This window comes from Pseudomonas sp. 20P_3.2_Bac5 (assembly GCF_025466035.1).
Taxonomy (GTDB): Bacteria; Pseudomonadota; Gammaproteobacteria; order Pseudomonadales; family Pseudomonadaceae; genus Aquipseudomonas.
Map to the genome: position 1 here is coordinate 12,862 of NZ_JANLOA010000068.1, position 26,304 is coordinate 39,165.

The 26,304-nt window shown below is 64.0% G+C and carries 23 protein-coding genes; 11 read left to right on the forward strand and 12 right to left on the reverse strand.

Annotated features, from left to right (window positions below):
* Nucleotides 1-127: 127 nt before the first annotated feature.
* Together speB and NTD88_RS12470 are read left to right on the forward strand one after the other, a co-directional pair.
* A complete protein-coding gene (gene speB, locus NTD88_RS12465; RefSeq protein ID WP_095154326.1) occupies nt 128-1,078 on the forward strand; it encodes an agmatinase in 951 nt (316 codons plus the stop codon).
* Nucleotides 1,079-1,217: 139 nt separating this feature from the next.
* On the forward strand, nt 1,218-2,597 hold the full coding sequence (locus NTD88_RS12470) for a sodium:solute symporter (RefSeq protein ID WP_095153858.1): 1,380 nt from the start codon (nt 1,218-1,220) through the stop codon (nt 2,595-2,597).
* 103 nt (nt 2,598-2,700) lie between these two features.
* Here the strand turns inward: NTD88_RS12470 and NTD88_RS12475 are convergent, their stop codons facing one another.
* Both NTD88_RS12475 and ptrR read right to left on the reverse strand, forming a co-directional pair.
* The gene (locus NTD88_RS12475; RefSeq protein ID WP_256587674.1) at nt 2,701-2,823 is read right to left on the reverse strand and encodes a PA1414 family protein; all 123 of its coding nucleotides are present in this window, start codon (nt 2,821-2,823) and stop codon (nt 2,701-2,703) included.
* 112 nt (nt 2,824-2,935) lie between these two features.
* Entirely contained in the window at nt 2,936-3,829 is an 894-nt protein-coding gene (gene ptrR, locus NTD88_RS12480) for a putrescine utilization regulator PtrR (protein ID WP_095153859.1), read from the reverse strand.
* Between the two features lie 106 nt (nt 3,830-3,935).
* Between ptrR and NTD88_RS12485 the strand changes: the two genes are divergently transcribed.
* A complete protein-coding gene (locus NTD88_RS12485; RefSeq protein ID WP_262155278.1) occupies nt 3,936-5,117 on the forward strand; it encodes an MFS transporter in 1,182 nt (393 codons plus the stop codon).
* Between the two features lie 237 nt (nt 5,118-5,354).
* On the opposite strand, the gene NTD88_RS12490 is transcribed toward NTD88_RS12485, so the two are convergent.
* Together NTD88_RS12490 and NTD88_RS12495 are read right to left on the reverse strand one after the other, a co-directional pair.
* Nucleotides 5,355-6,287 carry a DMT family transporter gene (locus NTD88_RS12490; RefSeq protein WP_262155279.1) on the reverse strand — a complete coding sequence of 311 codons (933 nt, stop codon included), beginning with the start codon at nt 6,285-6,287 and terminating at the stop codon, nt 5,355-5,357.
* A 107-nt stretch (nt 6,288-6,394) separates the two neighbouring features.
* Nucleotides 6,395-6,790: a transcriptional regulator gene (locus NTD88_RS12495; RefSeq protein WP_095153862.1), complete on the reverse strand. Its 396-nt coding sequence runs from the start codon at nt 6,788-6,790 to the stop codon at nt 6,395-6,397.
* Between the two features lie 126 nt (nt 6,791-6,916).
* On the opposite strand from NTD88_RS12495, the gene NTD88_RS12500 reads away from it, so the two are divergent.
* The gene (locus NTD88_RS12500) at nt 6,917-7,186 is read left to right on the forward strand and encodes a hypothetical protein (protein ID WP_095153863.1); all 270 of its coding nucleotides are present in this window, start codon (nt 6,917-6,919) and stop codon (nt 7,184-7,186) included.
* Between the two features lie 59 nt (nt 7,187-7,245).
* On the opposite strand, the gene NTD88_RS12505 is transcribed toward NTD88_RS12500, so the two are convergent.
* Nucleotides 7,246-8,571: a DEAD/DEAH box helicase gene (locus NTD88_RS12505; protein WP_095154328.1), complete on the reverse strand. Its 1,326-nt coding sequence runs from the start codon at nt 8,569-8,571 to the stop codon at nt 7,246-7,248.
* 146 nt (nt 8,572-8,717) lie between these two features.
* On the opposite strand from NTD88_RS12505, the gene NTD88_RS12510 reads away from it, so the two are divergent.
* Nucleotides 8,718-10,022, forward strand: coding sequence for a mechanosensitive ion channel family protein (locus tag NTD88_RS12510; protein ID WP_262155280.1), 1,305 nt, complete (start codon nt 8,718-8,720; stop codon nt 10,020-10,022).
* On the opposite strand, the gene NTD88_RS12515 is transcribed toward NTD88_RS12510, so the two are convergent.
* The 3 genes from NTD88_RS12515 to NTD88_RS12525 form a co-directional block, all read right to left on the reverse strand.
* Entirely contained in the window at nt 9,960-10,838 is an 879-nt protein-coding gene (locus NTD88_RS12515) for a carboxylate/amino acid/amine transporter (protein ID WP_262130172.1), read from the reverse strand. The genes NTD88_RS12510 and NTD88_RS12515 overlap by 63 nt on opposite strands.
* 211 nt (nt 10,839-11,049) lie before the next feature.
* Nucleotides 11,050-11,649 (reverse strand): FMN-dependent NADH-azoreductase, encoded by a 600-nt coding sequence (locus NTD88_RS12520; RefSeq protein ID WP_262155281.1) that lies wholly within the window; start codon nt 11,647-11,649, stop codon nt 11,050-11,052.
* 108 nt (nt 11,650-11,757) lie between these two features.
* The gene (locus NTD88_RS12525; RefSeq protein ID WP_095153867.1) at nt 11,758-12,078 is read right to left on the reverse strand and encodes a 3-phosphoglycerate kinase; all 321 of its coding nucleotides are present in this window, start codon (nt 12,076-12,078) and stop codon (nt 11,758-11,760) included.
* Between the two features lie 49 nt (nt 12,079-12,127).
* On the opposite strand from NTD88_RS12525, the gene NTD88_RS12530 reads away from it, so the two are divergent.
* From NTD88_RS12530 to NTD88_RS12545, 4 genes are all read left to right on the forward strand, one after another.
* Nucleotides 12,128-13,051: a LysR family transcriptional regulator gene (locus NTD88_RS12530; protein ID WP_095153868.1), complete on the forward strand. Its 924-nt coding sequence runs from the start codon at nt 12,128-12,130 to the stop codon at nt 13,049-13,051.
* 12 nt (nt 13,052-13,063) lie between these two features.
* A complete protein-coding gene (locus NTD88_RS12535; RefSeq protein ID WP_262129207.1) occupies nt 13,064-13,879 on the forward strand; it encodes an alpha/beta fold hydrolase in 816 nt (271 codons plus the stop codon).
* Nucleotides 13,873-14,430, forward strand: a complete 558-nt coding sequence (locus tag NTD88_RS12540) for a peptidylprolyl isomerase (RefSeq protein WP_095153870.1) — start codon at nt 13,873-13,875, stop codon at nt 14,428-14,430. The genes NTD88_RS12535 and NTD88_RS12540 overlap by 7 nt, the downstream gene beginning before the upstream one ends.
* 66 nt (nt 14,431-14,496) lie before the next feature.
* Nucleotides 14,497-16,329, forward strand: a complete 1,833-nt coding sequence (locus NTD88_RS12545) for an ABC transporter ATP-binding protein (protein ID WP_095153871.1) — start codon at nt 14,497-14,499, stop codon at nt 16,327-16,329.
* 12 nt (nt 16,330-16,341) lie between these two features.
* On the opposite strand, the gene NTD88_RS12550 is transcribed toward NTD88_RS12545, so the two are convergent.
* From NTD88_RS12550 to hrpA, 4 genes are all read right to left on the reverse strand, one after another.
* Nucleotides 16,342-17,466 carry a GNAT family N-acetyltransferase gene (locus NTD88_RS12550; protein ID WP_262155282.1) on the reverse strand — a complete coding sequence of 375 codons (1,125 nt, stop codon included), beginning with the start codon at nt 17,464-17,466 and terminating at the stop codon, nt 16,342-16,344.
* Between the two features lie 130 nt (nt 17,467-17,596).
* Entirely contained in the window at nt 17,597-18,910 is a 1,314-nt protein-coding gene (locus NTD88_RS12555; RefSeq protein WP_095153873.1) for an OprO/OprP family phosphate-selective porin, read from the reverse strand.
* A gap of 301 nt (nt 18,911-19,211) precedes the next feature.
* Entirely contained in the window at nt 19,212-20,333 is a 1,122-nt protein-coding gene (locus NTD88_RS12560) for a beta-ketoacyl-ACP synthase III (RefSeq protein ID WP_262155283.1), read from the reverse strand.
* Between the two features lie 242 nt (nt 20,334-20,575).
* On the reverse strand, nt 20,576-24,487 hold the full coding sequence (gene hrpA, locus NTD88_RS12565) for an ATP-dependent RNA helicase HrpA (RefSeq protein WP_262155284.1): 3,912 nt from the start codon (nt 24,485-24,487) through the stop codon (nt 20,576-20,578).
* A 184-nt stretch (nt 24,488-24,671) separates the two neighbouring features.
* Between hrpA and NTD88_RS12570 the strand changes: the two genes are divergently transcribed.
* Both NTD88_RS12570 and NTD88_RS12575 read left to right on the forward strand, forming a co-directional pair.
* On the forward strand, nt 24,672-24,830 hold the full coding sequence (locus NTD88_RS12570; RefSeq protein ID WP_177454392.1) for a hypothetical protein: 159 nt from the start codon (nt 24,672-24,674) through the stop codon (nt 24,828-24,830).
* 101 nt (nt 24,831-24,931) lie between these two features.
* Nucleotides 24,932-26,296, forward strand: coding sequence for a glutamine synthetase family protein (locus NTD88_RS12575; protein WP_262155285.1), 1,365 nt, complete (start codon nt 24,932-24,934; stop codon nt 26,294-26,296).
* Nucleotides 26,297-26,304: the final 8 nt, after the last annotated feature.

Consider the following 26,304-nt stretch of genomic DNA (forward strand, 5'->3'; position numbering starts at 1 on the left):
CTTCTACGGCACTACCTTTTGCAGACTTTGCCGCACTGCAACTGTTCCAGGGCACTTTCGGCTGGCTGGCCGGTGTTGAGAACAGGTTTCAACAACTAGAACAATCGAACCGATGAGGCCCGAAACCGTGGACAAGATCCTGCACCAACCACTGGGCGGCAACGAAATGCCGCGCTTCGGCGGCATCGCAACCATGATGCGCCTGCCCCACCTGCAAAGTCCCGCCGGCCTCGACGCCGCCTTTATCGGCGTGCCGCTGGACATCGGCACCTCCCTGCGCTCCGGCACCCGCTTCGGCCCGCGGCAGATCCGCGCCGAGTCGGTGATGATCCGTCCGTACAACATGGCCACCGGTGCCGCCCCGTTCGACTCGCTGTCGGTGGCCGACATCGGCGACGTGGCGATCAACACCTTCAACCTGCTCGACGCCGTGCGCATCATCGAAGAGGCCTACGACACCATCGTCGAACACAATGTCATCCCGCTGACCCTCGGCGGCGACCACACCATCACCCTGCCGATCCTGCGCGCCCTGCACAAAAAGCACGGCAAGATCGGCCTGGTCCACATCGACGCCCACGCGGACGTCAACGACCACATGTTCGGTGAGAAAATCGCTCACGGCACCACCTTCCGCCGCGCCGTCGAAGAAGGCCTGCTGGACTGCGACCGCGTGGTGCAGATCGGCCTGCGCGCCCAGGGCTACACCGCTGAAGACTTCAACTGGAGCCGCAAACAGGGCTTCCGAGTGGTGCAGGCCGAAGAGTGCTGGCACAAGTCGCTGGAACCGCTGATGGCCGAAGTTCGCGAGAAAGTCGGCGGCGGCCCGGTGTACCTGTCCTTCGACATCGACGGCATCGACCCGGCCTGGGCGCCCGGCACCGGCACCCCGGAAATCGGCGGCCTGACCACCATCCAGGCGATCGAAGTGATCCGTGGCTGCCAGGGCCTCGACCTGATCGGCTGCGACCTGGTCGAGGTGTCCCCGCCCTACGACACCACCGGCAACACCTCGTTGCTCGGCGCCAACCTGCTTTACGAAATGCTCTGCGTTCTGCCCGGCGTTGCACGTCGCTAATAGCCAAGGCAAGGAAAGATATCAGGCAGGAGCCATGACGGCGGCCCGTGAAGAACGGGCCGCACTACGAAGAATGACCCGCGGCGGCCTACCCGACCGCGAGATTGATCTCACATAAAAAAGATAATTGGAGACACCCATGGCCTTGGACATATTCGTTGTACTGATTTATGCCGCCGGCATGCTGATACTGGGCTGGTACGGCATGCGCAAGGCAAAGACCCACGAGGACTACCTCGTGGCCGGCCGTAACCTCGGCCCGAGCCTGTACATGGGCACCATGGCCGCAACGGTACTGGGTGGCGCGTCCACCGTCGGCACCGTGAAACTGGGCTATGTGCACGGTATTTCCGGTTTCTGGCTGTGCGCGGCGCTGGGCCTGGGCATCATCGCCCTGAACCTGTTCCTCGCCAAACCGCTGCTGCGCCTGCGCATCTTCACCGTCACCCAGGTGCTGGAAAAGCGCTACAACCCCATGGCCCGTCAGGCCAGCGCCGTGATCATGCTGGCCTACGCGCTGATGATCGGCGTGACCTCGACCCTGGCCATCGGCACCGTCCTGCAAGTGCTGTTCGAACTGCCGTTCTGGAGTGCGATCCTGCTCGGTGGCGGCGTGGTGGTGGTGTACTCGACCATCGGCGGCATGTGGTCGCTGACCCTGACAGACATCGTCCAGTTCGTGATCAAGACCGTCGGCCTGATGTTCGTCCTGCTGCCGATCTGCCTGTACCGCGTTGGCGGTTGGGATCAACTGGTAGCCAAGCTGCCGGCGTCCAGCTTCAGCCTGACCACCATCGGCTGGGACACGATCATCACCTACTTCCTGATCTACTTCTTCGGCATCCTGATCGGCCAGGACATCTGGCAGCGGGTGTTCACCGCCCGTGACGAGAAGGTCGCCAAATACGCCGGCACCACCGCAGGCGTGTACTGCGTGATCTACGGCCTGGTCTGCGCGGTGATCGGCATGGCCGCTCACGTGCTGCTGCCAGACCTGGGCAACGCCAACAACGCCTTCGCCGCCATCGTCAAATCCGCCCTGCCTGACGGCATCCGCGGACTGGTGATCGCTGCTGCGCTGGCGGCAATGATGTCCACCGCCAGTGCCGGCCTGCTGGCTGCGTCCACCGTTCTGACCGAAGACCTGCTGCCACGGCTGCGCGGCGGCAAACAGTCGAGCCTGTCGATCAACCGCCTGTTCACCCTGCTGACCGGCCTGGCCGTGCTGGCTATCGCCCTGGTGGTGGAAGACGTGATCAGCGCCCTGACCCTGGCCTACAACCTGCTGGTGGGCGGCATGCTGGTGCCGCTGATCGGCGCCATCTACTGGAAACGCGCCACCACTCGCGGCGCGATCACCAGCATGGCGCTGGGCTTCGTTACCGCGCTGGTGTTCATGATCAAGGACGGCATGGACGCGAACACCCCGATCTACTACAGCCTGGCGATCGCCTTGGTGAGCTTCGTGGTGGTCAGCCTGATGTCCCGCTCGGAAGTGAATGCGGCGAAACTGGCTTGAAACAAGAAGGGCCTGCGCAAAGCAGGCCCTTTTTCTTTGGGATGAAGAGCCTCATCGCTGCGGTTCGGGGCGCCGAACCGCAGCGATGGGGCCTCTGAATACTTCAACGTCGAGGCTGACGCTTGCGCTTCTCGTCGTCGCTGGGGATCGGTACCGGTTGCATCGGCGGGATCAGGCCCAAGGCAACAGCGAGGTCATGGAGCCAGTTCATCATCAGGTTTTTCATAATTCCCCCTTGAGGGTCATCGTCCAATCCAGTTTGGCTACGATGTTTCCTAGCAATCATAGCCTCAAGTCCTACAAATCGCTTGCGTAAATTCCTACACCCGTGACCTGCATCAAGCGCTGAGCGCCGTTCCGACAGGCGGTCCTTCCCGCCCCTCTTCCTGCAGGTTCACCCAGGCATCCAGATTCGCCCCGCGCATGCCCCGCCGCCACACCAGCCAGGTGGTCGCCAGATCGAAAGGCGTCTGCAACCGGTGCACCGCGACGTTCTCGCGCCCCGGCAGGCTGTCGAGCATCGACTGCGACATCAATGCCACCCCGGAACCCGCCACCACACAGGCCAGCATGCTCGGGTAGGACTCGATCTCCATGGCCCGGCCCATGGCCGCGTGATCATGGGCGTACCAGGCCTCCAGCCGCATGCGGTAGGAACAGCCCTTGCGGAAGGTGAACACCGCACGCCCCGTCACATCCCGTGCGCTGCGCACGGGCGGATGGTCCGACTCGGTGATCAACACCAGAGTTTCCTCGCACAGCGGCACGCCGTCGAGACCGGCCAGCGACAGCGGCCCATCGAGCATGGCAGCGTCCAGCCGACCGGCGAGCAGCCCTTCCAGCAGCTCGCCGCTGGGCGCGGTCTGCACCTGCAGGTTCACCGCCGGATAGGTCCGGTGATACCGCGCCAGCAACCCCGGCAGGTGAATTGCCGCGGTGCTGTACATGCTGCCGAGGATGAACTCGCCGGCCGGTTCTCCGCCCTGCACCGCCGCGAACGCCTCGTCGTGCAGCGCCAGCATGCGCCCGGCGTAGTCCAGCAACACCTTGCCGGCCGGCGACAACTGCAGACGCTGACGCTCGCGGTGGAACAGTTCCACGCCCAGTTGCTCCTCGAGCTGACGCAAACGCGTCGACAGGTTCGACGGCACCCGGTGCAATTGCTCGGCGGCGCGGGTCACCGAACCGGTCTCGGCGACCGCCTGAAAGATGCGCAACTGGCTCAGTTCCATAGCCGTTCTCTAAAAGTGAACAAGTTGCTCATCATTATTCAATTTTTCAGAAAAGCAACCCCCGGTAGTCTGAACGCATCACCCGCCTTGCAGAGGAATACCGGACATGTCGCCGACATTGCGCCTCCTGGCCAGCTTCGTTGCCCTGATGATGGCAATGGGCATCGGCCGTTTCGCCCTCACCCCGCAACTGCCGCACCTGGTCGGCGAAGGCCAGTTGAGCCTGACCGCCGCCGGTCTGGTCGCTGCGGCCAACTACCTCGGCTACTTCCTTGGCGCGCTGGACGCCATGCTCGCCCGCCGCCCACAACAAGTGCGGCTGCGCCTCAACCTCGGGCTGTGGTTGTGCGTGTTGCTGACGGTGCTGTCGTTCTGGGCTGACAGCTTTATCACCCACGCCCTGCTGCGTTTCGGCACCGGCGTGGCCAGCGCCTGGGTAATGGTGATGATCACCAGCCTGAGCCAACCCCTCGCCGCGCGCAGCAACCTGCCGCGACTGGGCGCCCTGGTGTTCGCCGGTCCCGGCCTGGGCATCATGCTGACAGGGCTGCTGGCGCTGTTTTCGAACCTGTACGGGCTGGGGTCGGCGCCGCTGTGGCTGATCTATGCCGCTGCCGCGTTGGTCATGCTGCTGGCCGTGCGACCCATGCTGCCGCAACCGGAAAACGCGCCAACCACGCCGGCACCGACGCTGGCCGCCACGCCTTCGCGGGGCATCCCGCTGCTGGGCCTGATCTACGGCCTGTACGGCATAGGCTACATAATCCCCGCGACGTTCATGTCGCAGATGGCCAGCGCGCGCTTTCACGGGCAGTGGATGGCCGACCTGTTCTGGCCCGGCTTCGGCCTGGCGGCCGCGGTCGGGGTGATGCTGCTGAGCCTGCGCCGGCCACGGCCGGGCAGCACCTCGCGCTGGTTGAGGGTGACACTGTGGCTGCAGGCCATCGGTGTGTTCGCCTGCCTGATGGGCGACGGTCCGGGGCTGGCACTGGGGGTGATCTTCTGCGGCACGCCGTTCCTGGCCTGCATGCAACTGGTGATGCAGCGCTCGCGGGAACTGGCGCCCCACGCTACCCAACGCAATGCCGGCCTGCTGACCGCCTGCTTCGCCATCGGTCAGCTCGGCGGGCCGCTGTTGGCGGCGCTGAGCAACCTGTTCGCCGGCAGCCTGCAACCGGCGCTGCTGGTCGCTGGCGCCGGTCTGTTGCTGGCGGGCGTCCTGAACTGGCGGCCTGGAACCTATCAGAACGCCCATACTCGTCATTCACCCGCACCTGACAGGCTCTGATCAGTGCCATAAACGAGCATCACCGCTCCGTTTTCGAAGGAGTGAATGGACCGCTCTGGACTACGGAGGAAAAGCCGACGCGCTTGCCAACAACGCCCAGAGAATCAGAGCAGAACAACAAATCCACTTTCAATTGCTGCCGTCCGCGCTGCGGGCAGAAATAGTACAGCGCAGTGGAGAGGTTCAGGGGCTCTCCTCGACAGCGGCGTCTCTGTACCCGTATTACCCAACCACCCTCTAGCGCTGCCCCAGCAACGAACGCAGACGCCTGCGCAGCCACTGCTCGGCGCTGACCATGACGATGCCGAGCAACACACACAGCGCGCCGATCACGAAGTTCAGGCTCAGCGGTTCGTTCAGCAACAGCACACCGAAGGTCACGCCGAAGATCGGCGTGATAAAGGAAAACACAGCAAGGTTGGACGCCAGGTATTTGCGCAGCAGCCAGAACCAGGTCAAGTAGCTGAAGAACGACACCACCAGCGCCTGGAACAGCACGCTGCCGATGGCGATGGGCGTCAGGCTGACGTGGGTCAGCTTGCCGTTGAAGGCGGCGATCAACAGCAGACCGACAAAGCCCACCGCCAACTGATAGAACAGCGTAAGGGTCGCAGGCGCTTCAGACAGCCGCGAGCAGCGCACCACCACCGTGGTGGCGCCCCAGGACGCGCCAGCGAGTACACCGAAGGCATCGCCGAGCAACATCGGCCCGTTGAGATCATCCAGGGAAATACCGCCGGCGAAGGCCAACGCAATCCCGCCAAAGGCCAGCAGGATGCCCAGCCACTGCAGCGGCCGCAGGCGCTCGCTGGGCAGCATGAAATGCAGGCCGAGGGCGGTGAAGACCGGCGCGGTGTAGAGGAACACCGACATGTGCGCCGCCGAGGTCAGCGACAGGCCCTCGGCGATGAACAGGAACTCGATCCCGAACAACGCGCCCGCCAGCAGCCCCGCGCGCCAGGTGGTGCCCACGTGCTCCCAGCCGCCACGCCAGCACATCAGCAGGCCCACCAGTAACGCGGCGATCCCTGAACGGGTCGCCGCCTGCATCACCGGGGCGACATCGGCGGCGGCCCATTTGACCATCACCTGTTGCACGCCCCAGATCAGGCACAGCCCCAGCATGACCTGAAAGGCGAAGGCATCGGGATCGCGACGGGGTGCGCTCATTGGCGGCACCCCACTTCTGGCAATGGCATGACAACCTCTTGGCAGCGAAGAATTGGCGCCAATTATTGATGGTTGTCGTCAGCTATTACCAGATATGTCTGACTCGCTCAGGCAATCTGCGCCTTCGAGGCCACCTCGTCGAAGGTCGCTTCGTCCAGCGCATCGGCCTGCTCATCGAGGACCTGGCGCGGGTGATCGTTGCCGGGAATGCTGCTGTCGATCAGGCTCAACAACCGCGAACCACGCTCGGTCAGGACGAAGTTCTCGCCATTGCCGCCCTCCTCTTCGGGCCGGCTGACGATGTAGCCGCGTTCCACCAGCAGCCGCTCATAGTCGCAGGCGCGGGTTTTGAGGTGGTCGAGGTCCGGCACCGCGTCACCATCGGCGGCAAGCTGCGCGGCGTGCTGCTCGGCGTAGGGGCGCGGGGTGAAGTTGTGTCCGGCACTGTTCTGGACTTCATGCAGCAGACGTTCGATCAGGTCCCAGTCATACACGGTGCTCATGGGTGCGGCCTCGGTGGGGGTATGTAAGGTTGTGACCGGCCGCATGCGCCACGGTTCGACTGAACTTTCCCGATGGCGCGCCCCTCAACCGGGAACATCACCCGCCATGGATAACGAGGCCCGACCATGAAGACACTGATGATGCTGACCGCCACCGCCAGCCTGCTGTTCGCCCTGCCGAGCTGGGCATGCACGCTGGAAGAAGCCACGGAGAAACGCGAGGAACTGGCCAAGGAAGTGACCCGCCTGACTGAGCAGAACCCGCAGAAGGCCAAGGAAATCAACGAGGAGTTGCAGGGAATGAAGCTGGGCACGGAGGCCAGTGATTTGCCGGACAAATGTCAGTTGATCGACAAGCGGCTGCAGGAATTGCGGGAGGCCGAGAAGAAAACGTGAGGGTGCTGGAAAATTTGAGGGTCTCAGCGCCGGGAAGCCGGCGATGAGACCCTTGAGCCTTACTCCGCCGCAGCAGCCGGCTTGCGCTTCTTCAGCGGCGCCAGGCCATCAGAGCTGGTCAGCGGTGCATTAGGCTTCGGCTTGGCCGTCGGCTTGCGCTTGGCCACGGCTTTCTTGTCGCCCTTCTTGTCGGTCTTTTTCTTCTTCACGCCAACCGCTTTGCCCGACGCCTTGACCTTCTTCGGACCGGTGTAGGTGCCCTTCACTTCCTTGATGGTGCGACGCTCGAAGGTCTGCTTCAGGTAGCGCTCGATGCTCGACATCAGGTTCCAGTCGCCGTGGCAGATCAGCGACACCGCCAGGCCTTCGGCGCCAGCACGACCGGTACGACCAATACGGTGCACATACTCGTCGCCGCTGCGCGGCATGTCGAAGTTGATCACCAGGTCCAGGCCGTCGACGTCCAGGCCACGGGCAGCCACGTCAGTCGCCACCAGCACCTTGGCGCCGCCGGTCTTGAAGCGTTCGATGGCCAGCTTGCGGTCTTTCTGGTCCTTGTCGCCGTGCAGCACGAACGCCTTCATGTCCTTGGCCACGAGGTGACCGTAGATGCGGTCGGCCATGACCCGGGTGTTGGTGAAGATGATCGCCTTCTGGTACGTCTCGTTTTCCAGCAACCACTGAGCGATCTGCTCTTTGTGCTGATTGTGATCGGCAGTGATGATCTGCTGGCGAGTGCCTTCGTTGAGCTGGCTGACGCTGTTGAGCATCAGGTGCTCAGGGTTCTTCAGCACCTTGCTGATCATGTCGCGCAGACCGGCGCCACCCGTGGTGGCGGAGAACAGCAGGGTCTGTTGACGGTTCGGGCACTCGCCGCACAGGCGCTCGACGTCTTCCGAGAAGCCCATGTCCAGCATGCGGTCGGCTTCGTCGAGGATCACCACCTGCACGTGTTTCAGATCCAGGTTGCCGGCGTTCAGTTGCTCCAGCAGACGGCCCGGGGTGCCGATCAGGATGTCAGGCACCTTGCGCAGCATCGCGGCCTGTTCCTTGAAGTCCTCGCCACCGGTGATCATCCCGGCCTTGACGAAGGTGAACTGGGAGAAACGTTCCACTTCCTTCAGGGTCTGCTGGGCCAGCTCGCGGGTCGGCAGCAGGATCAGTGCGCGGATCTCGACGCGTTTCTGGTTCAGGTCGACCAGACGGTTGAGCAGCGGTAGGACGAATGCGGCGGTCTTGCCACTACCGGTTTTCGCCGTGACCCGCAGGTCGCGCCCTTGCAGCGCCAAGGGAATGGCGGCCGCCTGCACAGGGGTAGGCTCGACAAAGTTCAGTGCGGCCACGGCTTTGAGCAGGCGTTCGTGCAGGGCGAATTGGGAAAACACGGATGTAACCTCGGGCATGAGCGGAAATTCAGCCACATAGGGTAACGTTTTCCGGCGCCCGAGCCGAATTTCTTTTTGCCGCAGGCCCGGTACATTCGTTCTAATTGGCACTTCTTTTAAAAGGTTACGGAGAATTTCCGCAGCGCATGGCTATTCAACAGTTCTGGCAAAACGCCCTCGACCTCTGGGGCACCCTCGACCAACAACCGCTGCTGCACGCCGCGCTCGGCCTGGCGGTGCTGCTGGTCATCGCCCTGGTGCTGGGGCGGGTGGCGCGGTTTCTCATCCTCCACGCGATCAAGCTGCTGAGCCGCCAATCGGCGCTGCTCTGGCTTGGCGACCTGCTGCAAAACAAGGTGTTCCACCGCCTGGCGCAGATGACGCCGTCACTGGTGGTGCAATTCGGCCTGAAGCTGGTGCCGGAACTCAGCGCCACCAGCCAGCATTTCCTCGGCAACGTGGCGCTGGCCTTCACCATCTTGTTCCTGGTGCTCGCCCTGAGCGCCCTGCTCGATGCCCTGCTGGACATCTACGCCCGCACCGAACACGCCCGCACCCGCTCGATCAAAGGCTACGTGCAACTGGCGAAGATGGTGCTCTACGTGTTCGGCACGATCATCATCGTCGCCACCTTGATCGACCGCTCGCCGCTGTTGCTGCTGTCGGGCCTGGGTGCGATGTCGGCGGTGATCCTGTTGGTCTACAAGGACACCCTGCTGTCGTTCGTCGCCAGCGTGCAGTTGACCAGCAACGACATGCTGCGGGTCGGCGACTGGATCGAAATGCCCCAGGTCGGCGCCGACGGCGACGTGGTGGACATCACCCTGCACACCGTGAAGGTGCAGAACTTCGACAAGACCATCGTCTCCATCCCCACCTGGCGCCTGATGAGCGAGTCGTTCAAGAACTGGCGCGGCATGCAGCAATCGGGCGGGCGGCGGATCAAGCGCAGCCTGTTCATCGATGCCGGCGGCGTGCGCTTCGTCACCGCCGAGGAAGAGCGGCGCATGGGCGAAGTGCGCCTGCTGACCGACTACATGGCACGCAAGCGCAGCGAGCTGCATAGCTGGAACGAGGCCCAGGGCCAGGTGGCGGAACTGTCGGCCAACCGCCGCCGGCTGACCAATATCGGCACCTTCCGCGCCTTCGCCCTGGCGTACTTGAAAAGCCACCCGGACATTCAGCCGAACATGACCTGCATGGTCCGCCAGATGCAGACCACCGCGCAGGGTGTTCCGCTGGAAATCTACTGCTTCACCCGCACCACGGTGTGGGCCGAGTACGAGCGAATCCAGGGCGATATCTTCGATTACCTGTTGGCGGTGCTGCCGGAGTTCGGCCTGAGCCTGTACCAGCAGCCCAGCGGCAACGACCTGCGCGCCGGCCTGCTACCGGCCAGTCTTCCCGGCCAGCAGCGGGCGTTGGGTGCCGAGCCGGCTGAGCCACAGTGACGCGAGAATCACCGCCCCGCCGATGAACAACCGTCCCAGCGGCTCGTGCTGATTCCAGATCAGCAGGTTGAGCAGCAACCCCACCGGGACATGCAGGTTGTTCATCACCGCAAGGGTGCCGCCGGAAACCAGGCAAGCGCCCTTGTTCCACCAGTACAGCCCGAGCGCCGTCGGGCACAGCCCGAGAAACAGCAGCACCAGCCACTGCACGTCGGTTGTGGGCAAATGCTGCGTGTTGCCGAACAGCAGGAACGCCGGCAGCACCACCAGCAAGGCACCCAGGTAGAAATAGCCGAAGCGCCGGTAATGCGGCAGGTCGCTGGGGTGGCGCGCGATCAGGTGCTTGTACAGGACCTGGCCGGCGGCGTAGGTGAAGTTGGCCAGTTGCAGCAGCAGGAAACCGATGAAGAAGTCCGGGTTGATGCTGTCGAAGCGGATCACCGCCGCGCCGGCCACCGCCACCAATGCCGCGATCAACGCCCACGGGTTGAAGCGACGGTTCAGCGCGTCTTCGATCAGGGTCACGTGCAGCGGCGTGAGGATAGTGAACAGCAGCACTTCCGGCACTGTCAGCACGCGGAAGCTCAGGTACAGGCAGACATAGGTGATACCGAACTGCAGCGCACCGATCAGCAGCATGGCGCGCATGAAACGCGGCTCCACCTGGCGCCAGCGGGTCAGCGGCAGGAATACCAGCAAAGCCAGCAGGACCCGGGCCAGCACGGCGAAGTAACTGTCGACATGGCCAGCGAGATATTCGCCGATCAGGCTGAAGGAAAACGCCTGGATCAGCGCGACGATCAATAGGTAGTGCATGGCGGCCTCTCGGGGATCAAGGCGGCGACCTTAGCGGGTTGGGGTATCCGGGTGCAATTGTCGGGATTGGTTTGGGCGGTGTGGTCAAGGACCTCATCGCTGCGGTTCGGCCCGAAACGCCCATAAAAAAGCCCGGTCGAGCGCGAAGCATCGACCGGGCAGCACACCCAAAGGAGCAAAAAGGGGTGTCAGGCAGGGAAAAACAGTTGAATCACGCCACCGCAGCCAGTTGCGCCTTGGCCTGGTTCAGGCCCTTTTCGTGGAAGTCGCCGCCCATGTTCAGGCCTTCGGCGTGAACAAAGGTCACATCGTGGATACCGATGAAGGCCAGCACCTGGCGCAGGTAAGGTTCCTGATGGTCGCTGGAAGCACCGGCGTGGATGCCGCCGCGGGCGGTCAGGACATAGGCGCGCTTGCCGGTCAGCAGGCCTTGCGGGCCGGTTTCGGTGTACTTGAAGGTGATCCCGGCGCGCAGCACATGGTCCAGCCAGGCTTTCAGGGTGCTGGGGATGGCAAAGTTGTACATCGGCGCCGCCAGCACCAGCACGTCGGCGGCCAGTACTTCGTCGGTCAATTCGTTGGAGCGGGCCAGGGCCTGCAGTTCGTCAGCGCTACGCTGGGCTTCGGGCTTCATCCAGCCACCGAGCAGGTTGGCATCCAGGTGCGGCACAGGATTCACCGCCAGGTCGCGCAGGGTGATCGTGTCAGACGGGTTGGCGGCTTGCCACTGGCTGACGAAATCGCGGGTCAGTTGGCGGGACACCGAATCCTGCTGGCGGGCGCTGCTTTCGATGATCAGTACGCGGGACATGAAGGTTGCCTCCATCGGCAAGGTCGCTAAGTCGATGGAGGCAAGATTAATGATTGACCTATCGATAAAAAAGCGTAAAAACTCGGTTAAATCTATCAGTTAATTTGTTTATTGCGCTTTGCAGTCCACCGCGATACGCAGCTTGAGAATCTCGCGGTTGAATTTGACGTTGCTGTCGACGCTCTGTTTCGCCGGCACCTGCACCCGCCGTACACGCGGCGCTTCGGGGCCGTTGCGGAAGGTCAGCTTGCACTGCGCGGCGACGTCGCCGTAGTTGTTCAGGGTGATCGACCCCATGTCGTAAGCGGTGTCATAGGTGGTGGTATCGATCTTGATGCCGCTTTCCAGGTGCTTTTCCACATCAATGGGATAGGCCCCCAGCGCCGTGAGCGGAAGCAAGGCCAGCAAGGCAAGACAACTTTTCTTCATACGGCGCTCTCCACGCAAAGAGCGCAGCTTAGGACAACAGGAGCCGAAGATGAAAGCGCCGCGCGTTACCCTGGATCAGTGGCGGACCCTGCAAGCCGTGGTCGATCACGGCGGCTTCGCCCAGGCCGCCGAAGCCCTGCACCGCTCGCAATCCTCGGTCAGCTACACCGTGGCGCGGATGCAGGACCAACTGGGGGTGCCGCTGCTGCGGATCGACGGGCGCAAGGCGGTGCTCACCGATGCCGGCGGCGTGTTGCTGCGCCGCTCGCGGCAACTGGTCAAGCAGGCCAGCCAACTGGAAGACCTCGCCCACCATATGGAGCAGGGCTGGGAAGCCGAGGTCCGCCTGGTGGTGGACGCCGCCTACCCCAACGCTCGCCTGGTCCGCGCCCTGAGCGCGTTCATGCCGCAAAGCCGCGGCTGCCGGGTGCGCCTGCGCGAAGAAGTGCTGTCCGGCGTCGAGGAGGTGCTGCACGAAGGCATCGCCGACCTGGCCATCAGCAGTTTCAGCATCGCCGGCTATCTCGGCGCCGAGTTGAGCGCGGTGGAGTTCGTCGCCGTCGCTCACCCCGAGCATCCCCTGCACCGCCTGGGCCGGGTGCTCAACTTCCAGGACCTGGAAAGCCAGTTGCAGGTGGTGATCCGCGATTCCGGCCGCTCGCAGCCCCGCGATGTCGGCTGGCTCGGCGCCGAACAGCGCTGGACCGTCGGCAGCCTGGCCACCGCCGCCACCTTCGTCAGCAGCGGCCTGGGCTTCGCCTGGCTGCCGCGCCACCTGATCGAACGCGAGCTGCGCGAAGGCGTGCTCAAGCCATTGCCGCTGGATCAGGGTGGCAGCCGCCATCCACTGTTCTACCTTTACTCCAACAAAGACAAGCCCCTGGGCCCGGCCACGCAGATCCTCATCGAATTGCTGCGCAACTTCGATACCGCGCCGCTGGACGTGCCCTTCGCCGCTCCCGCCCAAGCCTGACAGGTAACGCCCATGGCCTACTTCGAACATGAAGGTTGCACACTGCACTACGAAGAATATGGCCGGGGCGACCCCCTGGTTTTGCTGCACGGCCTCGGCTCCAGTTGCCAGGACTGGGAATTCCAGGTCCCGGTGCTGGCCGCCGATTACCGCGTGATCCTCCTCGACCTGCGCGGCCACGGCCGTTCCGACAAACCCCGCGAGTCCTACAGCATCGCCGGTTTCAGCGCCGACCTGATGGCCCTGCTGGAACACCTGCACACCGGCCCGGTGCATCTGGTGGGACTGTCCATGGGCGGCATGGTCGGTTTCCAGTTCGCCGTGGACCACCCCGGCTGGCTGCGCAGCCTGACCATCGTCAACAGCGCGCCGGCAGTGAAAGTGCGCAGCCGAGACGATTACTGGCAGTGGGCCAAGCGCTGGACTCTGGCCCGTGTGCTCAGCCTCAGGACCATCGGCAAGGGCCTCGCCGCGCGGCTGTTCCCCAAACCGGAGCAGGCCGAGCTGCGGCGCAAGATGACCGAGCGCTGGGCGAAAAACGACAAACGCGCCTACCTCGCCAGTTTCGACGCCATCGTCGGCTGGGGCGTGGAGGAACGCCTGGGGCGGATCGACTGTCCCACCCTGGTCATCAGCGCGGACCACGACTACACCCCGGTGGCGCTCAAGGAGCGTTACGTCGGCCTGATTCCCGGGGCACGACTGGCGGTCATTGCCGATTCACGGCACGCTACGCCGCTGGACCAGCCACACCACTTCAACCAGACCCTGCTGCAGTTTCTCGCTGCGGCGCCAACCACCTCTCAAGGATCATTGAGTTCATGCTGAAGAAAATCCTCATGACCGCCTGCTCGGTCGCCTTTGCCAGCAGCCTGATGGCAGCGGAAAAAAATCCTCATGTGCTGATGGACACCAGCTTCGGCCAGGTCGAAATCGAGCTGAATGCGGAAAAGGCGCCGATCAGCACCAAGAACTTCCTGCAGTACGTCGACAGCGGCTTCTACAACAACACCATCTTCCACCGCGTGATTCCGGGCTTCATGGTCCAGGGCGGCGGCTTCACCGAGCAGATGGTGCAGAAAGACACCAAGGACCCGATCCGCAACGAAGCCAGCAACGGCCTGCACAACACCCGCGGCACGCTATCCATGGCCCGCACCTCCAACCCCAACTCGGCGACCAGCCAGTTCTTCATCAACGTTGTCGACAACGCCATGCTCGATCCCGGCCGCGACGCCGGCTACGCGGTGTTCGGCAAAGTGGTGAAAGGCATGGACGTGGTCGACCTGATCGTCAATTCGCCGACCACCGTCAAAAAAGGCATGCGTGACGTGCCCGCCGATCCGGTGTTCATCAAATCGGCCAAGCGCATCGATTGATCGCCGTGTCACAGGGATGTGACCCGCGGGCGGTGCGCGAGCCCTCAAACAGGAGTGACCTTCTACATGCTGTTCCGTCGTTTCGAGCAGTTGATCGACATCTTCCGCGAGGCGCCCACCGCGGCGCCGCCCACCACGGTCCTGCCCTTCTATCTGTATTACCTGCGTCAGGTCTGGCCGACGTTCGCGGTACTGATGGTGCTGGGGCTGATCGTGGCGCTGATCGAGGTGGCGCTGTTCAGCTACCTGAGCCGGATCATCGACCTCGCCCAGGGCACGCCCAACGTCAATCTGTTCAGTGAACATGCGGGCGAACTGACCTGGATGCTAGTGGTGGCGCTGATCCTCAGGCCGGTATTCGTCGGTCTGCATGACCTGCTGGTGCACCAGGCCATCAGCCCGGGCATGACCAGCATGATCCGCTGGCAAAACCACACCCATGTGCTCAAGCAGAGCCTGAATTTCTTTCAGAGCGACTTCGCCGGGCGCATCGCCCAGCGCATCATGCAGACCGGCAACTCGCTGCGCGATTCGCTGGTGCAGGCCATGGACGCGCTCTGGCATGTATCGATCTACGCCATCAGCTCACTGGTGCTGTTCGCCGAGGCGGACTGGCGGCTGATGATTCCACTGCTGACCTGGATCGCCTGCTACATCGCCGCGCTGTACTACTTCGTGCCGCGGGTGAAAGAGCGCTCAGTGGTGTCCTCCGACGCCCGCTCCAAGCTGATGGGGCGCATCGTCGACGGCTACACCAACATCGCCACCCTCAAATTGTTCGCCCACACCGACTTCGAACAGCAGTACGCCCGCGAAGCGATTCGCGAACAGACCGAAAAGACCCAACTGGCCAGCCGCGTCATCACCAGCATGGACGTGGTCATCACCAGCCTCAACGGCCTGCTGATCGTCAGCACCACGGGCCTGGCCCTGTGGCTCTGGACCCAATCGCTGATCACTGCCGGCGCCATCGCCCTGGCCACCGGTCTGGTGATCCGCATCGTCAACATGAGCGGCTGGATCATGTGGGTGGTCAACGGCATCTTCGAAAACATCGGCATGGTCCAGGACGGTCTGCAGAGCATCTCCCAGCCGGTGAGCATCACCGACCGGCCCGACGCGCCGGCGCTGAAAGTCGAGCGCGGCGCGGTGCGTTTCGAGCACGTCGATTTCCATTACGGCAAGGGCAGCCGGATCATCAGCGACCTCGACCTGGACATCCGCCCCGGCGAGAAGATCGGCCTGATCGGGCCGTCCGGCGCCGGCAAGTCGACCCTGGTCAACCTGCTGCTGCGCCTCTACGACCTCGAAGGCGGGCGCATCCTCATCGATGACCAGGACATCGCCCAGGTCACCCAGTCCAGCCTGCGCGGACAGATCGGCATGATCACCCAGGACACCTCGCTGCTGCACCGCTCGATCCGCGACAACCTGCTGTACGGCAAGCCCGACGCCACCGATGAAGAACTATGGGCCGCAGTACGCGGGGCGCGGGCCGAGGAGTTCATTCCGAGCCTGACCGATGCCCAGGGCCGCACCGGCTTCGATGCCCATGTCGGCGAGCGCGGCGTGAAGCTCTCCGGCGGTCAGCGCCAGCGCATCGCCATTGCCCGCGTGCTGCTGAAGAACGCGCCAATCCTGATCATGGACGAGGCGACCTCGGCGCTGGACTCGGAAGTCGAGGCGGCGATCCAGGAAAGCCTGGAAACCCTGATGGAGGGCAAGACCGTGATCGCCATCGCCCACCGCCTCTCGACCATCGCGCGGATGGATCGTCTGGTGGTCCTGGAAAAAGGCCGCATCGCCGAGATGGGCAGCCATGCCGAGTTGCTGGCGCATCAAGGGCTGTATGCGCGGCTGTGGCATCACCAGACCGGCGGTTTCGTCGGCGTCGATTGACGACCGCCGCGTTCAGCCCTGTCGGTACGGCAAGGCTGAACGGGCTTCCTCGGCGTAAGCCAGCACCCCGACACGTTCCTGACGCAGGAAATCATCCACCGCCGTGCGCAGGCCGGGATGCAGCAGGTAATGCCAGGACCGGGTGATCACCGGCTCGAACCCGCGAATCAGTTTGTGCTCGCCCTGGGCGCCAGCGTCGAAGCGTTGCAGCCCTTCGGCGATGGCGTAGTCCATGCCCTGGTAGAAACAGGTTTCGAAATGCAGCCGGTCGAACTCGGCCAGGCAACCCCAGTAGCGGCCATAGAAGCTGTCGCCCGCGACCAGGCTGAACGCCATCGCCACCTCGCGCCCGCCCTGCATCGCCATCACCACCCGAATGGCGTCGGGCATGCGCTCGGCCAGCAGGCTGAAGAAGGCACGGGTCAAATACGGCGCGCGCCGGCGCACTGCGTAGGTATTGGCGTAGCAGGCGAAGACGAAGTCCCACTGCGCCTCGCTCAACTCGGCACCGCAGTACCAGCGGAACTCGATGCCCTGCCCCGCCACCTGTTCGCGCTCCTTGCGCATCTGCTTGCGCTTGCGCGAACTGAGGGCGTCGAGGAAATCCTGGAAATCCCGGTAACCCTGGTTGCGCCAGTGGAACTGACAACCGAGACGTTCCAGCCAGCCTTCGCGGTGGCGCAAGGCGTCGTCGCTGGCATCATCGGTGAAATTCACATGCAGGCTGGACAGCCCCTGTTCCAGCAACGATTCCTCTACCTCATCGAGCAAACCGGACAGCGCCTCTGGCGGCCCAAGCAGGCGCGACCCGCCCACCGGCGAGAACGGCACGGCGCAGAGCAGCTTCGGGTAATAACCGATACCGGCCCGCTCGCAGGCATCGGCCCAGCCGTGATCGAACACGTACTCACCGAAGGAATGGGTTTTGACGTAGGCCGGCATGGCCGCCAGAAGCGCGCCGTCGGCGGCGGTGAGGATGCGATGGGACGGCGTCCAGCCGGTGCGCGGGCTGACACTGCCGCTGTCTTCCAGGCTGGTGAGAAAAGCGTGGCGCAGGAACGGCTGGTCACCGGGAACCAGGGCATCCCAGGTGGCGGCGTCGAGATCGGCGAGGTGATTCAGGGTCAGGATCGGCATGGAGTGGAGTGTGCCGGGTTGGCGGGCAGAAAAGAAGATTCTCTGTTGAGTATCAGAGGCCTAATCGTCGAGCAAAAAAAAGCCCCACCGAAGTGGGGCTGAAATTTAACGGATGAAGGAGCGTTGCTGCTTAGAACACGTACTGCGCGCGAACTACGAAGCCGTCGCCATCGTCGTCGCCATTGGCGTTCTGGGCGTTGTCGACCTTGGCCTTGACGTAGGTGCCGCTCAGCTTGATGGACTCGTTGGCGTACCAGTTCAGACCCAGGTTGTGCACCTTGGCTTCGATGTCGCTGACGTTGGCGAAGGCGCCGTTGTCGTCATCGACGCTCAGGTGGTCATAGCGGTAGAACAGTTCCCAGGCACCGATCTGCTTGTTCGAAGGCTTGATGCTGTCGAACTTGCCGAGTTTGTAGGCACGGGCTTCGCCGGTCAGGGTGTAGGCAACCTGAGCGTAGTAACCGTCAGCCTTGATGTCCTGGTAAGCGGCAGCGTCAGCTTCGACCTTACGCTTGATGTATTCGCCCTGTACCGAGAAAGGACCGGTAGCGAAGGCAGCTTCCAGACCCAGTGCGCGGTCGGTGTCGTAGGCACCGGCAGGGGTGTTGTTGGCGCCGCCGAGGGTCAGGCGGTTGCCGTTGGTGCCGGCATCCTGGCCACCGTCGGTGCTCACGCCACGCATGCCCAGACGGCTGCGGATACGGCCGTCGAACGAGGTGTCGGACAGGTCGCGCTGGGCCAGGTTGACGCCGAAGTGCAGAACGTTGCCGCTATCGTGCATCGGAGCGAAGACAGCGCGCAGGTTGAACTGCTTGGTGCTGTCGCCGTCTTTGTCGGCGTTGGTGGCGTCTTTGGCGAATACGCCGAAGGAGCCGTACAGCGAGTCGCCGGCGTTGCCCGACGCCTGGATGCCCAGGCCGCCGTTGTGGCCGTTGGTCCAGTCAACCAGATCGTACGCGGCGTTACGCTCAGGAGCGGTCACCCACTTGGAGCTGGTAGCTTTTTCCAGGCCGAACTCAGGGTCGAAACGACCGATCTTGATCGAGACCGGCTTGAAGCCGTTGTAGGCCAGCGAGGCTTCGTCGAAGTAACCATCTTCGGAACGGTTGTCGCCACCGGAGTTGTGCGAGAAGTCGTAGTTGATCTGGTAAGCCCAGTCGGTGTAGAGCACACCGCCCAGTTCCAGGTAGGCGCGGCGGAAGTAGCCGGCGTCAGCGGTGTTACCGTTGTTGGTGTAGAAACCGTCGAAGCGGCTGTAGTCCGCCTGGATGCGACCGCCCAGCTTGAAGCTGAATTCCTTGTCAGTGGTAGCGACTTCGAGGCCGCCTTTGGTCTTGACTACGATATCGGCGCCGTCGGTGGTCACGGTACCCGCGAAAGCCTGGGCGGTAACGGCCATTGCCAATGCGCTGGCTGCGAAACCTGCGAAGTGCTTACGGATCATCGATGAAGCTCCCCTAACGTTTATGGTCTTGATTACGTTGAAAAAACACGCGGCTTAGGCCACTTGTGCTGGGGAGGAATCTTGGCGGGGGGTTATTTCAGATCAGTGGCTTTTATATAAATGTTTTGTGACAGGGGAACTTTTTTACTTCGAATAGGCATATGCAAAACGCCCGGTTTCCGGGGCTTTGCGAGCCATTAAAGGCACTTTGCCTTCATCGCATGAAGATTACACCAGGATAAAAAACGCCCGATCCGGTAACCCGGATCGGGCGTTTTTGGTCTTTCGGCCTCGCGGCGGATCAGCGCTTGCGCAGAATCACGCTGCCGATCGAGTAACCCGCACCGAACGAGCTGAGCACGCCCAGCGCACCCTTGGGCAGGTCGTCCTGGTGGGTGTGCAGGGAAATCACCGAGCCGGCCGAGCTGGTGTTGGCGTAGCGGTCGAGGATCACCGGTGCCTCTTCTTCCAGCGCATCACGGCCCAGGAGTTTCTTCACGATCAGGTGGTTCATGCTCAGGTTGGCTTGGTGCAGCCAGAAGCGCTTGACGTCACTGACGTTGAGGTTGTTTTCCGCAAGGTGCTGGCCGATCAGCTCGGCGACCATCGGGCAAACCTCGCGGAACACCTTGCGGCCTTCCTGGACGAACAGCTTGTCCGGCGCACCGACGCCCTCTTCCGCAGCGCGGTTGAGGAAGCCGAAGTTGTTGCGGATGTTGTTGGAGAACTGGGTCAGCAGCTTGGTGCTGACGATGTCGAACTGGTGCTCGGAGGTCGCCAGGTCGGCGCGCTCCACCAGCACAGCAGTGGCGGCGTCGCCGAAGATGAAGTGGCTGTCGCGGTCACGGAAGTTCAGGTGGCCGGTGCAGATTTCCGGGCTGATCACCAGCACCGAGCGGGCCTGGCCCAATTGCACGCTGTTGCTCGCGGCCTGGATGCCGAAGGTGGCCGAGGAACAGGCGACGTTCATGTCGAAGCCAAAGCCCTTGATGCCCAGCGCTTGCTGAATTTCGATGGCGACGGCCGGATAAGGGCGCTGCAGGTTGGAACAGGCAACGATCACCGCATCGACATCGGCGGCAGTCCGGCCGGCACGGGCCAGGGCCTGTTCGGCGGCGGCCACGCCCATCTGGCAGAGGATCGACTGTTCGTCGTTACTGCGCTCGGGCAAGCGCGGCCTCATGCGTTGCGGGTCGAGGATGCCGTCCTTGTCCATGACGTAACGGCTCTTGATCCCCGAAGCCTTCTCGATGAAGGCGGCGCTGGACTCGGCCAGGGCCTCGACTTCACCGCGGGCGATGGCTTCGGCGTTGTCGGCGTTGAACTGCGTGACGTAGGCGTTGAAAGAGTCCACCAGCTCTTCGTTGGAAATGCTGTTGGCCGGGGTGTACAGGCCAGTGCCGCTGATGACGACGTTATGCACGGTCGATCCTCTGTTCGGGGCCATTGCCAGCCGGGCAACGGCCTGTTCGGTTCGGCGAGCTGGCACCAAGGTGCCAACTCGTACAGGCAATGACCCCGACGCCAGGGGCATTACGCAGTGTTGGGTTGTCGGCCACCCCGTCGGAACAGCGCCGGGGCAGCGGGAAATGCCGCCAAGTGTGCCACAACTGCGCCGGGTTGGCCTCTGTCAGACGACAACCCGGAACAGTGTGGGAAGCGTAATCAGGCGTCCACCTGACTCCACTGTTTGGCCAGGCGCTTGTCGGAAATCGGCACCTTGGTTCCCAGTTGCTGGGCGAACAGCGAGACGCGGTATTCCTCCAGCCACCAGCGGTACAACTGCAACTGCTCGTCGCGCTTGCCTTCCTGGGCATGCTTGTCGGCGCGGGCCTTGTACTGCGCCCAGCAGTTGCTCAGTTCGCCGCTCCACACCCGGTCCCGCTGCACTTGCGAGCCCAGTTTCTCCAGGCGCAGTTCCACCGCCTTCAGGTAGCGCGGCAGTTCCTTGAGCCACACCCCCGGGGTTTCCCGGACGAAGCCCGGATACACCAGATTGGCCAGTTGCTGCTTGATGTCGTTGAGCGCCACGGCCTGGGCCAGGTCGATCTTGCCTTTGAAGCGTTTCTGCAGGCCGTGCCAGAGCTTGAGGATGTCCAGCACCAGCCGCGCCAGCCGCTCGGCGTGCTCGCTCCAGTCACCGCGCTTGCGCTCGGCCAGCGAGGCCAGCGCGGCGCCGTCGCGGGGCAAGGTGCTTTCGCCTTCCAGCACGCAACTGTCGAGGCTGGCCAGCAGGATGTCCTCGACCAGCGACTCGACCCGGCCCAGCTCGCGGTAGAGCAGGCCCAGTTCGGTCAGGCCCGGCAGCTTGCCGCGGAGGAACTTGGCCGGCTCGGCCAGTTGCTGCAACAGCAGGCGCTGCAAGGCGCGGCGGTGCTGGAACGTGGCTTCGGCCTGGGTCGAGAAACGCCCTTCCTTGACCGTGCCGCCCTCCTCCACCAGCGCCGGATAGACCGTCATCGACAGCCCGGCGATCTTCTGTTGCGCGGTCTGTTCGACCTTGCTGAAGACCTTGGCTTCCACCGGTTTCTGAGTCTTTTCCGACTGCGGCACGGCCAGCGCAGCCTGGCTGGCGGCGGCGAAACGCGCGGTCAGCTCGGCCAGGTCGCGGCCTTCGCCAAGGAACTTGCCCTCGCCATCGACCACTTCCAGGTTCATCTTCAGGTGGTTTTCCACCTGCTCCGCCGCCTCGGCCCAGGCCTCGTCGCTGACCCGCGCGCCGGTCATGCGCAGCAGCTCGCGGCCCAGCGCCTGGGGCAGCGAGCCCTCGGCGAAGGTCATGCGCGACAGCGCCGCCTTGACGAAGTCCGGCACTGGCACGAAGTTCTTGCGCAGCGCCTTCGGCAGGTTGCGCACCAGGGCGATGCACTTGGCCTCAAGCAGCCCCGGCACCAGCCATTCCAGGCGCTCGCCCGGCAGGCTCGGCAGCAGAGGCGCCGGCACCCGCACGGTGACGCCATCGCGCGGATGATTGGGTTCGAAGTGATAACTCAGCGCCAGGCTCAGGTCGCCCAGGCGCAGGGTGTCGGGGTACTGCGCGGCGGTGACTTCGCTGGCCTCGCGGGCCAGCACGTCTTCGGCGCGCATGATCAGCAACTGCGGGTCTTTCTGGCTGTTGACCTTGTACCAACTGTCGAAGGTGGCGGTCTGGTGGATCTCCGCCGGCAGCCGCGCTTCGTAGAAGGCGTAGAGGGTTTCTTCGTCGGCAAGGATGTCGCGACGGCGGGCCTTGGCTTCCAGCTCGTCCAGCTCTTCCAGCAGGCGTTTGTTGGCCGCCAGGCACTTGGCCCGGGAGTTGATCTCGCCGCCCACCAGGCCTTCGCGGATAAACAGTTCGCGGGACATCTGCGGATCGATCGGTCCGAAGTGCACCGCACGCCGGCCCACCACGATCAGCCCGTAAAGAGTGACCTGCTCAAACGCCACCACCTGCCCGCGCTTTTTCTCCCAGTGCGGCTCGAAGTGGTTTTTCTTCAGCAGGTGCCCGGCCAGCGGCTCGATCCAGTCGGAGTCGATCTTCGCCACCATGCGCGCGTACAGCTTGGTGGTTTCCACCAGTTCGGCGGTCATCAGCCACTGCGGACGCTTCTTGCCGATGCCCGAAGACGGATGAATCCAGAAGCGCCGCTGGCGCGCACCGAGGTAATCGCCTTCCTCGGCCTTGTGGCCGATCTGGCTAAGCAGGCCGGAGAGGATCGCCTTGTGCAGCCGCGGGAAATCCGCCGGCTCCTTGTTGATGCTCAGTTGCAGGTCGCGGCAGATCAGCGCGAGCTGGCGATGGGCATCGCGCCATTCACGCAGGCGCAGGTAATTGAGGAAGTTCTTGCGGCACCAGTTGCGCAGCGGGCTGGCGGTCAGCGCCTGGCGCTGCTCCTCGAAGCCACGCCAGAGATTGACCAACCCGGCGAAGTCGGAATCCGCGTCTTTCCACTGCGCGTGGGCCTGGTCGGCGGCCTGTTGGCGTTCCGGCGGCCGCTCGCGCGGATCCTGCACCGACAGCGCACTGGCAACGATCAAGACTTCCTGCAGGCTGCCCTGCTTGGCGCCTTCCAGCAGCATGCGGCCCAGCCGCGGGTCGACCGGCAGCCGCGCCAATTGGCGGCCCAGCGGCGTGAGCTGGTTCTCGCGGTTGACCGCCGAGAGCTCCTGCAACAGGTTGAAGCCGTCGCTGATGGCCTTGCCATCCGGCGGCTCGATGAACGGGAACGCGTCGATCTCGCCGAGGCGCAGGTGCAGCATCTGCAGGATCACCGCGGCGAGGTTGGTGCGCAGGATTTCCGGATCGGTGAAAGCCGGCCGCGCGTTGAAATCCTCTTCGCTGTACAGGCGCACACAAATGCCCGGCTCGACCCGGCCGCAACGGCCCTTGCGCTGGTTGGCGCTGGCCTGGGAAACGGCCTCGATCGGCAGGCGCTGGACCTTGGCGCGGTAGCTGTAGCGGCTGATCCGCGCGGTGCCGCTGTCGATCACATAACGGATACCCGGCACCGTCAGCGAGGTTTCCGCGACGTTGGTCGCCAGCACCACGCGACGCCCCGGATGGGACTGGAAGATGCGCTGCTGCTCGGCCGGCGACAGCCGCGCATACAACGGCAAAATCTCGGTGTGGCGCAACTGCGCCTTGCGCAGCATCTCGGCGGCGTCGCGAATCTCGCGCTCGCCGGGCAGGAACACCAGCACGTCGCCCGGGCCTTTGCCGACACTGCGCTCATGGGCGGCGATTTCATCGAGAGTGGCGAGGATCGCCTGGTCCACCGTCAGGTCGTCCTCGACGCGGTTGCCCTCCTCGTCCTGCTCGCTGGTCAGCGGGCGGTACCAGGTGTCCACCGGGTAGGTGCGGCCGGACACTTCGATGATCGGCGCGTCGTTGAAGTGCTTGGAGAAGCGCTCCAGGTCGATGGTCGCCGAGGTGATGATGACTTTCAGGTCGGGACGGCGCGGCAGCAGGGTTTTCAGGTAGCCCAGCAGGAAGTCGATGTTCAGACTGCGTTCGTGGGCTTCGTCGACGATGATCGTGTCGTAGCGTTCGAGGAAGCGGTCGTGCTGGGTTTCGGCCAGGAGGATGCCGTCGGTCATCAGCTTGACCAGAGTATTGGCGTCGCTCTGGTCTTCGAAACGCACCTGGTAACCGACCAGCGCGCCCAGCGGCGTGCCCATTTCCTCGGCGACCCGGGCGGCGACGCTGCGCGCCGCGATACGGCGCGGCTGGGTATGGGCGATCTGGCCGAACTGGCCACGGCCCAGCTCCAGGCAGATCTTCGGCAACTGGGTGGTTTTGCCCGAGCCGGTCTCGCCGGCAATGATCACCACCTGGTTTTCCGCCACCAGCTTCTTGATTTCGTCGCGCTTGGCGGCAATCGGCAGGCTGTCGTCGTAGCGGATCCGCGGGATGCTGGCCTGGCGTGCGGCGGCCTGATCGCAGGAGGCCTGGACCTTCGCAGCCCACTGGGCAAGCTTTGCCTCGTCCGGGCGCTTGCGCAGCTCGTGCAATTGCCGGCGCAGGCGATGGCGCTCGGCAATCATGGCGTGGTCGATATTTTTCAACAGTTGCCCGATGGCGGCGTTCTGGTCAGTCATGAGGTCTTTCGAGGGGCAGGTGGGCCCTGCCTGGACTTATCGGCTTTGGTTGGGCGGCGATTGTCGCAGATTTGCCCCGCCTCGGCACGGCTCACGGGGAACGGTCGATTGTTTAGTCCCGGCAGGACTGAAGGTATACAAACGCCAATTTAATGAACCTTCGACGGCGTGGGAGTATCGCTGCATGACTTCACCCGCCGCCGTACCCCGTCCCAACCAGGCCCCTTCGTTCCCGAAGGTGCGGGCCCGCCGTGGTGAAAACCCGCTGTTCAATGTGATCCTCGCCTTCTGGGCGCTGTGGCACTGCCGCCACGCCCGCCCGCCAGACACCACGCTCTCCTGACCGATTCCTCGGCCGCGCCCGTGCGCCGGCCTTTCCGTCGATGACCGCCCGCCGTTGCGCGGCCGGTCCTGTGCGCTGCCATGGCGCAAGCGAGAGCACCCATGCACTTTGCCCCTGTAGAACAGGCCCGGGCATTCCTGGCCGCCAACCCCGATATCGAGATGTTCGAACTGTTCATCCTCGACGCCAATGGCGTGCCTCGCGGCAAGCTGCTGCACCGCGAGGAACTGCTGGCGGTCTACGAAAGCGGGCGGCCGCTGCCCAGCACCATCCTCGGCCTGACCCTGCACGGCGAAGATGTGGAAAACTCCGGGCTGGTCTGGGATGTCGGCGATATCGACTGCCGCGCCTATCCGCTGGAAGGCAGCCTGGTGCGCCTGCCGTGGCGGCAGATTCCCACGGCGGCGGTGCAGGTCAGCATGCACCCGAGCGAGGGCCTGCCGGCGACCATCGCCGATCCTCGCCACGTGTTGGTGCGGGTGGCCGACGCGCTCAAGGCCGAGGGTTATCACCCGGTGATGGCCTGCGAACTGGAGTTCTACCTGCTCGACCAGAAGCGCGACCACCAAGGCCGACCGCAACCGGCGCTGGACGCCGACGGTGGGCGACCGCGAAGCACGCAGGTCTATGGCCTGCGTGAACTGGAACAGATCGAACCCTTCCTCGCTGACCTCTACGCCGCCTGCAAGGCCCAGGGCATTCCGGCCCGCACGGCGATTTCGGAATACGCCCCCGGCCAGGTGGAAATCACCCTGGAACACGGCGATGCCCTGCTGGCGATGGACCAGGCGGTGCGCTACAAGCGGCTGGTCAAGGGCGTGGCGCACAAGCACGGCATGCAGGCCTGTTTCATGGCCAAGCCGTTCGACCACCTGGCCGGCACCGGCATGCACCTGCATGTGAGCCTGGCCGATGCTGACGGCAACAACCTGTTTGCCAGCGAAGACCCGGCCGGCACCCCGCTGTTGCGCCAGGCCGTGGGCGGCATGCTCGATGCGCTGCTCGATTCGCTGCTGCTGTTCTGCCCCAACGCCAACTCCTACCGCCGCTTCCAGGCCAACAGCTATGCGCCGCTGGCGCCGACCTGGGGCATCGACAACCGCACCGTGAGCCTGCGTGTGCCCGGCGGCCCGGCGCCGACCCGGCATATCGAACACCGCATCTGCGGCGCCGACGCCAACCCTTATCTGGCCGCCGCCGCCCTGCTCGGCGCGGTCCATCACGGCCTGCGCTTGCAGCTCGACCCCGGCGCGCCGATGGAAGGCAACGGCTACGCCCAGGCTACCGAACTGCTGCCCACCGACTGGCTCAGCTCGCTCACCGCGCTGGAACGCTCGGCCTGGGCCCGCGACACCCTGGGCGCCGAGTTCCTCGGCGTGTACCTGGCGGTCAAGCGCGCGGAGTACCGCCAGTTCATGGCCGAAGTCGGCGAACAGGACTGGCGCTGGTACCTGACCCAGGCCTGAACCGACTT

What these genes read in the sequence shown, in the direction of transcription:
- NTD88_RS12570 (WP_177454392.1), top strand. Translation starts at nt 24,672, where the DNA reads ATGACTTCACCCGCCGCCGTACCCCGTCCCAACCAGGCCCCTTCGTTC.
- NTD88_RS12535 (WP_262129207.1), top strand. Translation starts at nt 13,064, where the DNA reads ATGGCCTACTTCGAACATGAAGGTTGCACACTGCACTACGAAGAATAT.
- NTD88_RS12470 (WP_095153858.1), top strand. Translation starts at nt 1,218, where the DNA reads ATGGCCTTGGACATATTCGTTGTACTGATTTATGCCGCCGGCATGCTG.
- NTD88_RS12520 (WP_262155281.1), bottom strand. Translation starts at nt 11,649, where the DNA reads ATGTCCCGCGTACTGATCATCGAAAGCAGCGCCCGCCAGCAGGATTCG.
- NTD88_RS12510 (WP_262155280.1), top strand. Translation starts at nt 8,718, where the DNA reads ATGGCTATTCAACAGTTCTGGCAAAACGCCCTCGACCTCTGGGGCACC.
- NTD88_RS12540 (WP_095153870.1), top strand. Translation starts at nt 13,873, where the DNA reads ATGCTGAAGAAAATCCTCATGACCGCCTGCTCGGTCGCCTTTGCCAGC.
- NTD88_RS12550 (WP_262155282.1), bottom strand. Translation starts at nt 17,466, where the DNA reads ATGCCGATCCTGACCCTGAATCACCTCGCCGATCTCGACGCCGCCACC.
- NTD88_RS12530 (WP_095153868.1), top strand. Translation starts at nt 12,128, where the DNA reads ATGAAAGCGCCGCGCGTTACCCTGGATCAGTGGCGGACCCTGCAAGCC.
- NTD88_RS12490 (WP_262155279.1), bottom strand. Translation starts at nt 6,287, where the DNA reads ATGAGCGCACCCCGTCGCGATCCCGATGCCTTCGCCTTTCAGGTCATG.
- NTD88_RS12545 (WP_095153871.1), top strand. Translation starts at nt 14,497, where the DNA reads ATGCTGTTCCGTCGTTTCGAGCAGTTGATCGACATCTTCCGCGAGGCG.
- NTD88_RS12485 (WP_262155278.1), top strand. Translation starts at nt 3,936, where the DNA reads ATGTCGCCGACATTGCGCCTCCTGGCCAGCTTCGTTGCCCTGATGATG.
- NTD88_RS12500 (WP_095153863.1), top strand. Translation starts at nt 6,917, where the DNA reads ATGAAGACACTGATGATGCTGACCGCCACCGCCAGCCTGCTGTTCGCC.
- ptrR (WP_095153859.1), bottom strand. Translation starts at nt 3,829, where the DNA reads ATGGAACTGAGCCAGTTGCGCATCTTTCAGGCGGTCGCCGAGACCGGT.
- NTD88_RS12555 (WP_095153873.1), bottom strand. Translation starts at nt 18,910, where the DNA reads ATGATCCGTAAGCACTTCGCAGGTTTCGCAGCCAGCGCATTGGCAATG.
- hrpA (WP_262155284.1), bottom strand. Translation starts at nt 24,487, where the DNA reads ATGACTGACCAGAACGCCGCCATCGGGCAACTGTTGAAAAATATCGAC.
- NTD88_RS12525 (WP_095153867.1), bottom strand. Translation starts at nt 12,078, where the DNA reads ATGAAGAAAAGTTGTCTTGCCTTGCTGGCCTTGCTTCCGCTCACGGCG.
- NTD88_RS12575 (WP_262155285.1), top strand. Translation starts at nt 24,932, where the DNA reads ATGCACTTTGCCCCTGTAGAACAGGCCCGGGCATTCCTGGCCGCCAAC.
- NTD88_RS12475 (WP_256587674.1), bottom strand. Translation starts at nt 2,823, where the DNA reads ATGAAAAACCTGATGATGAACTGGCTCCATGACCTCGCTGTTGCCTTG.
- NTD88_RS12515 (WP_262130172.1), bottom strand. Translation starts at nt 10,838, where the DNA reads ATGCACTACCTATTGATCGTCGCGCTGATCCAGGCGTTTTCCTTCAGC.
- NTD88_RS12495 (WP_095153862.1), bottom strand. Translation starts at nt 6,790, where the DNA reads ATGAGCACCGTGTATGACTGGGACCTGATCGAACGTCTGCTGCATGAA.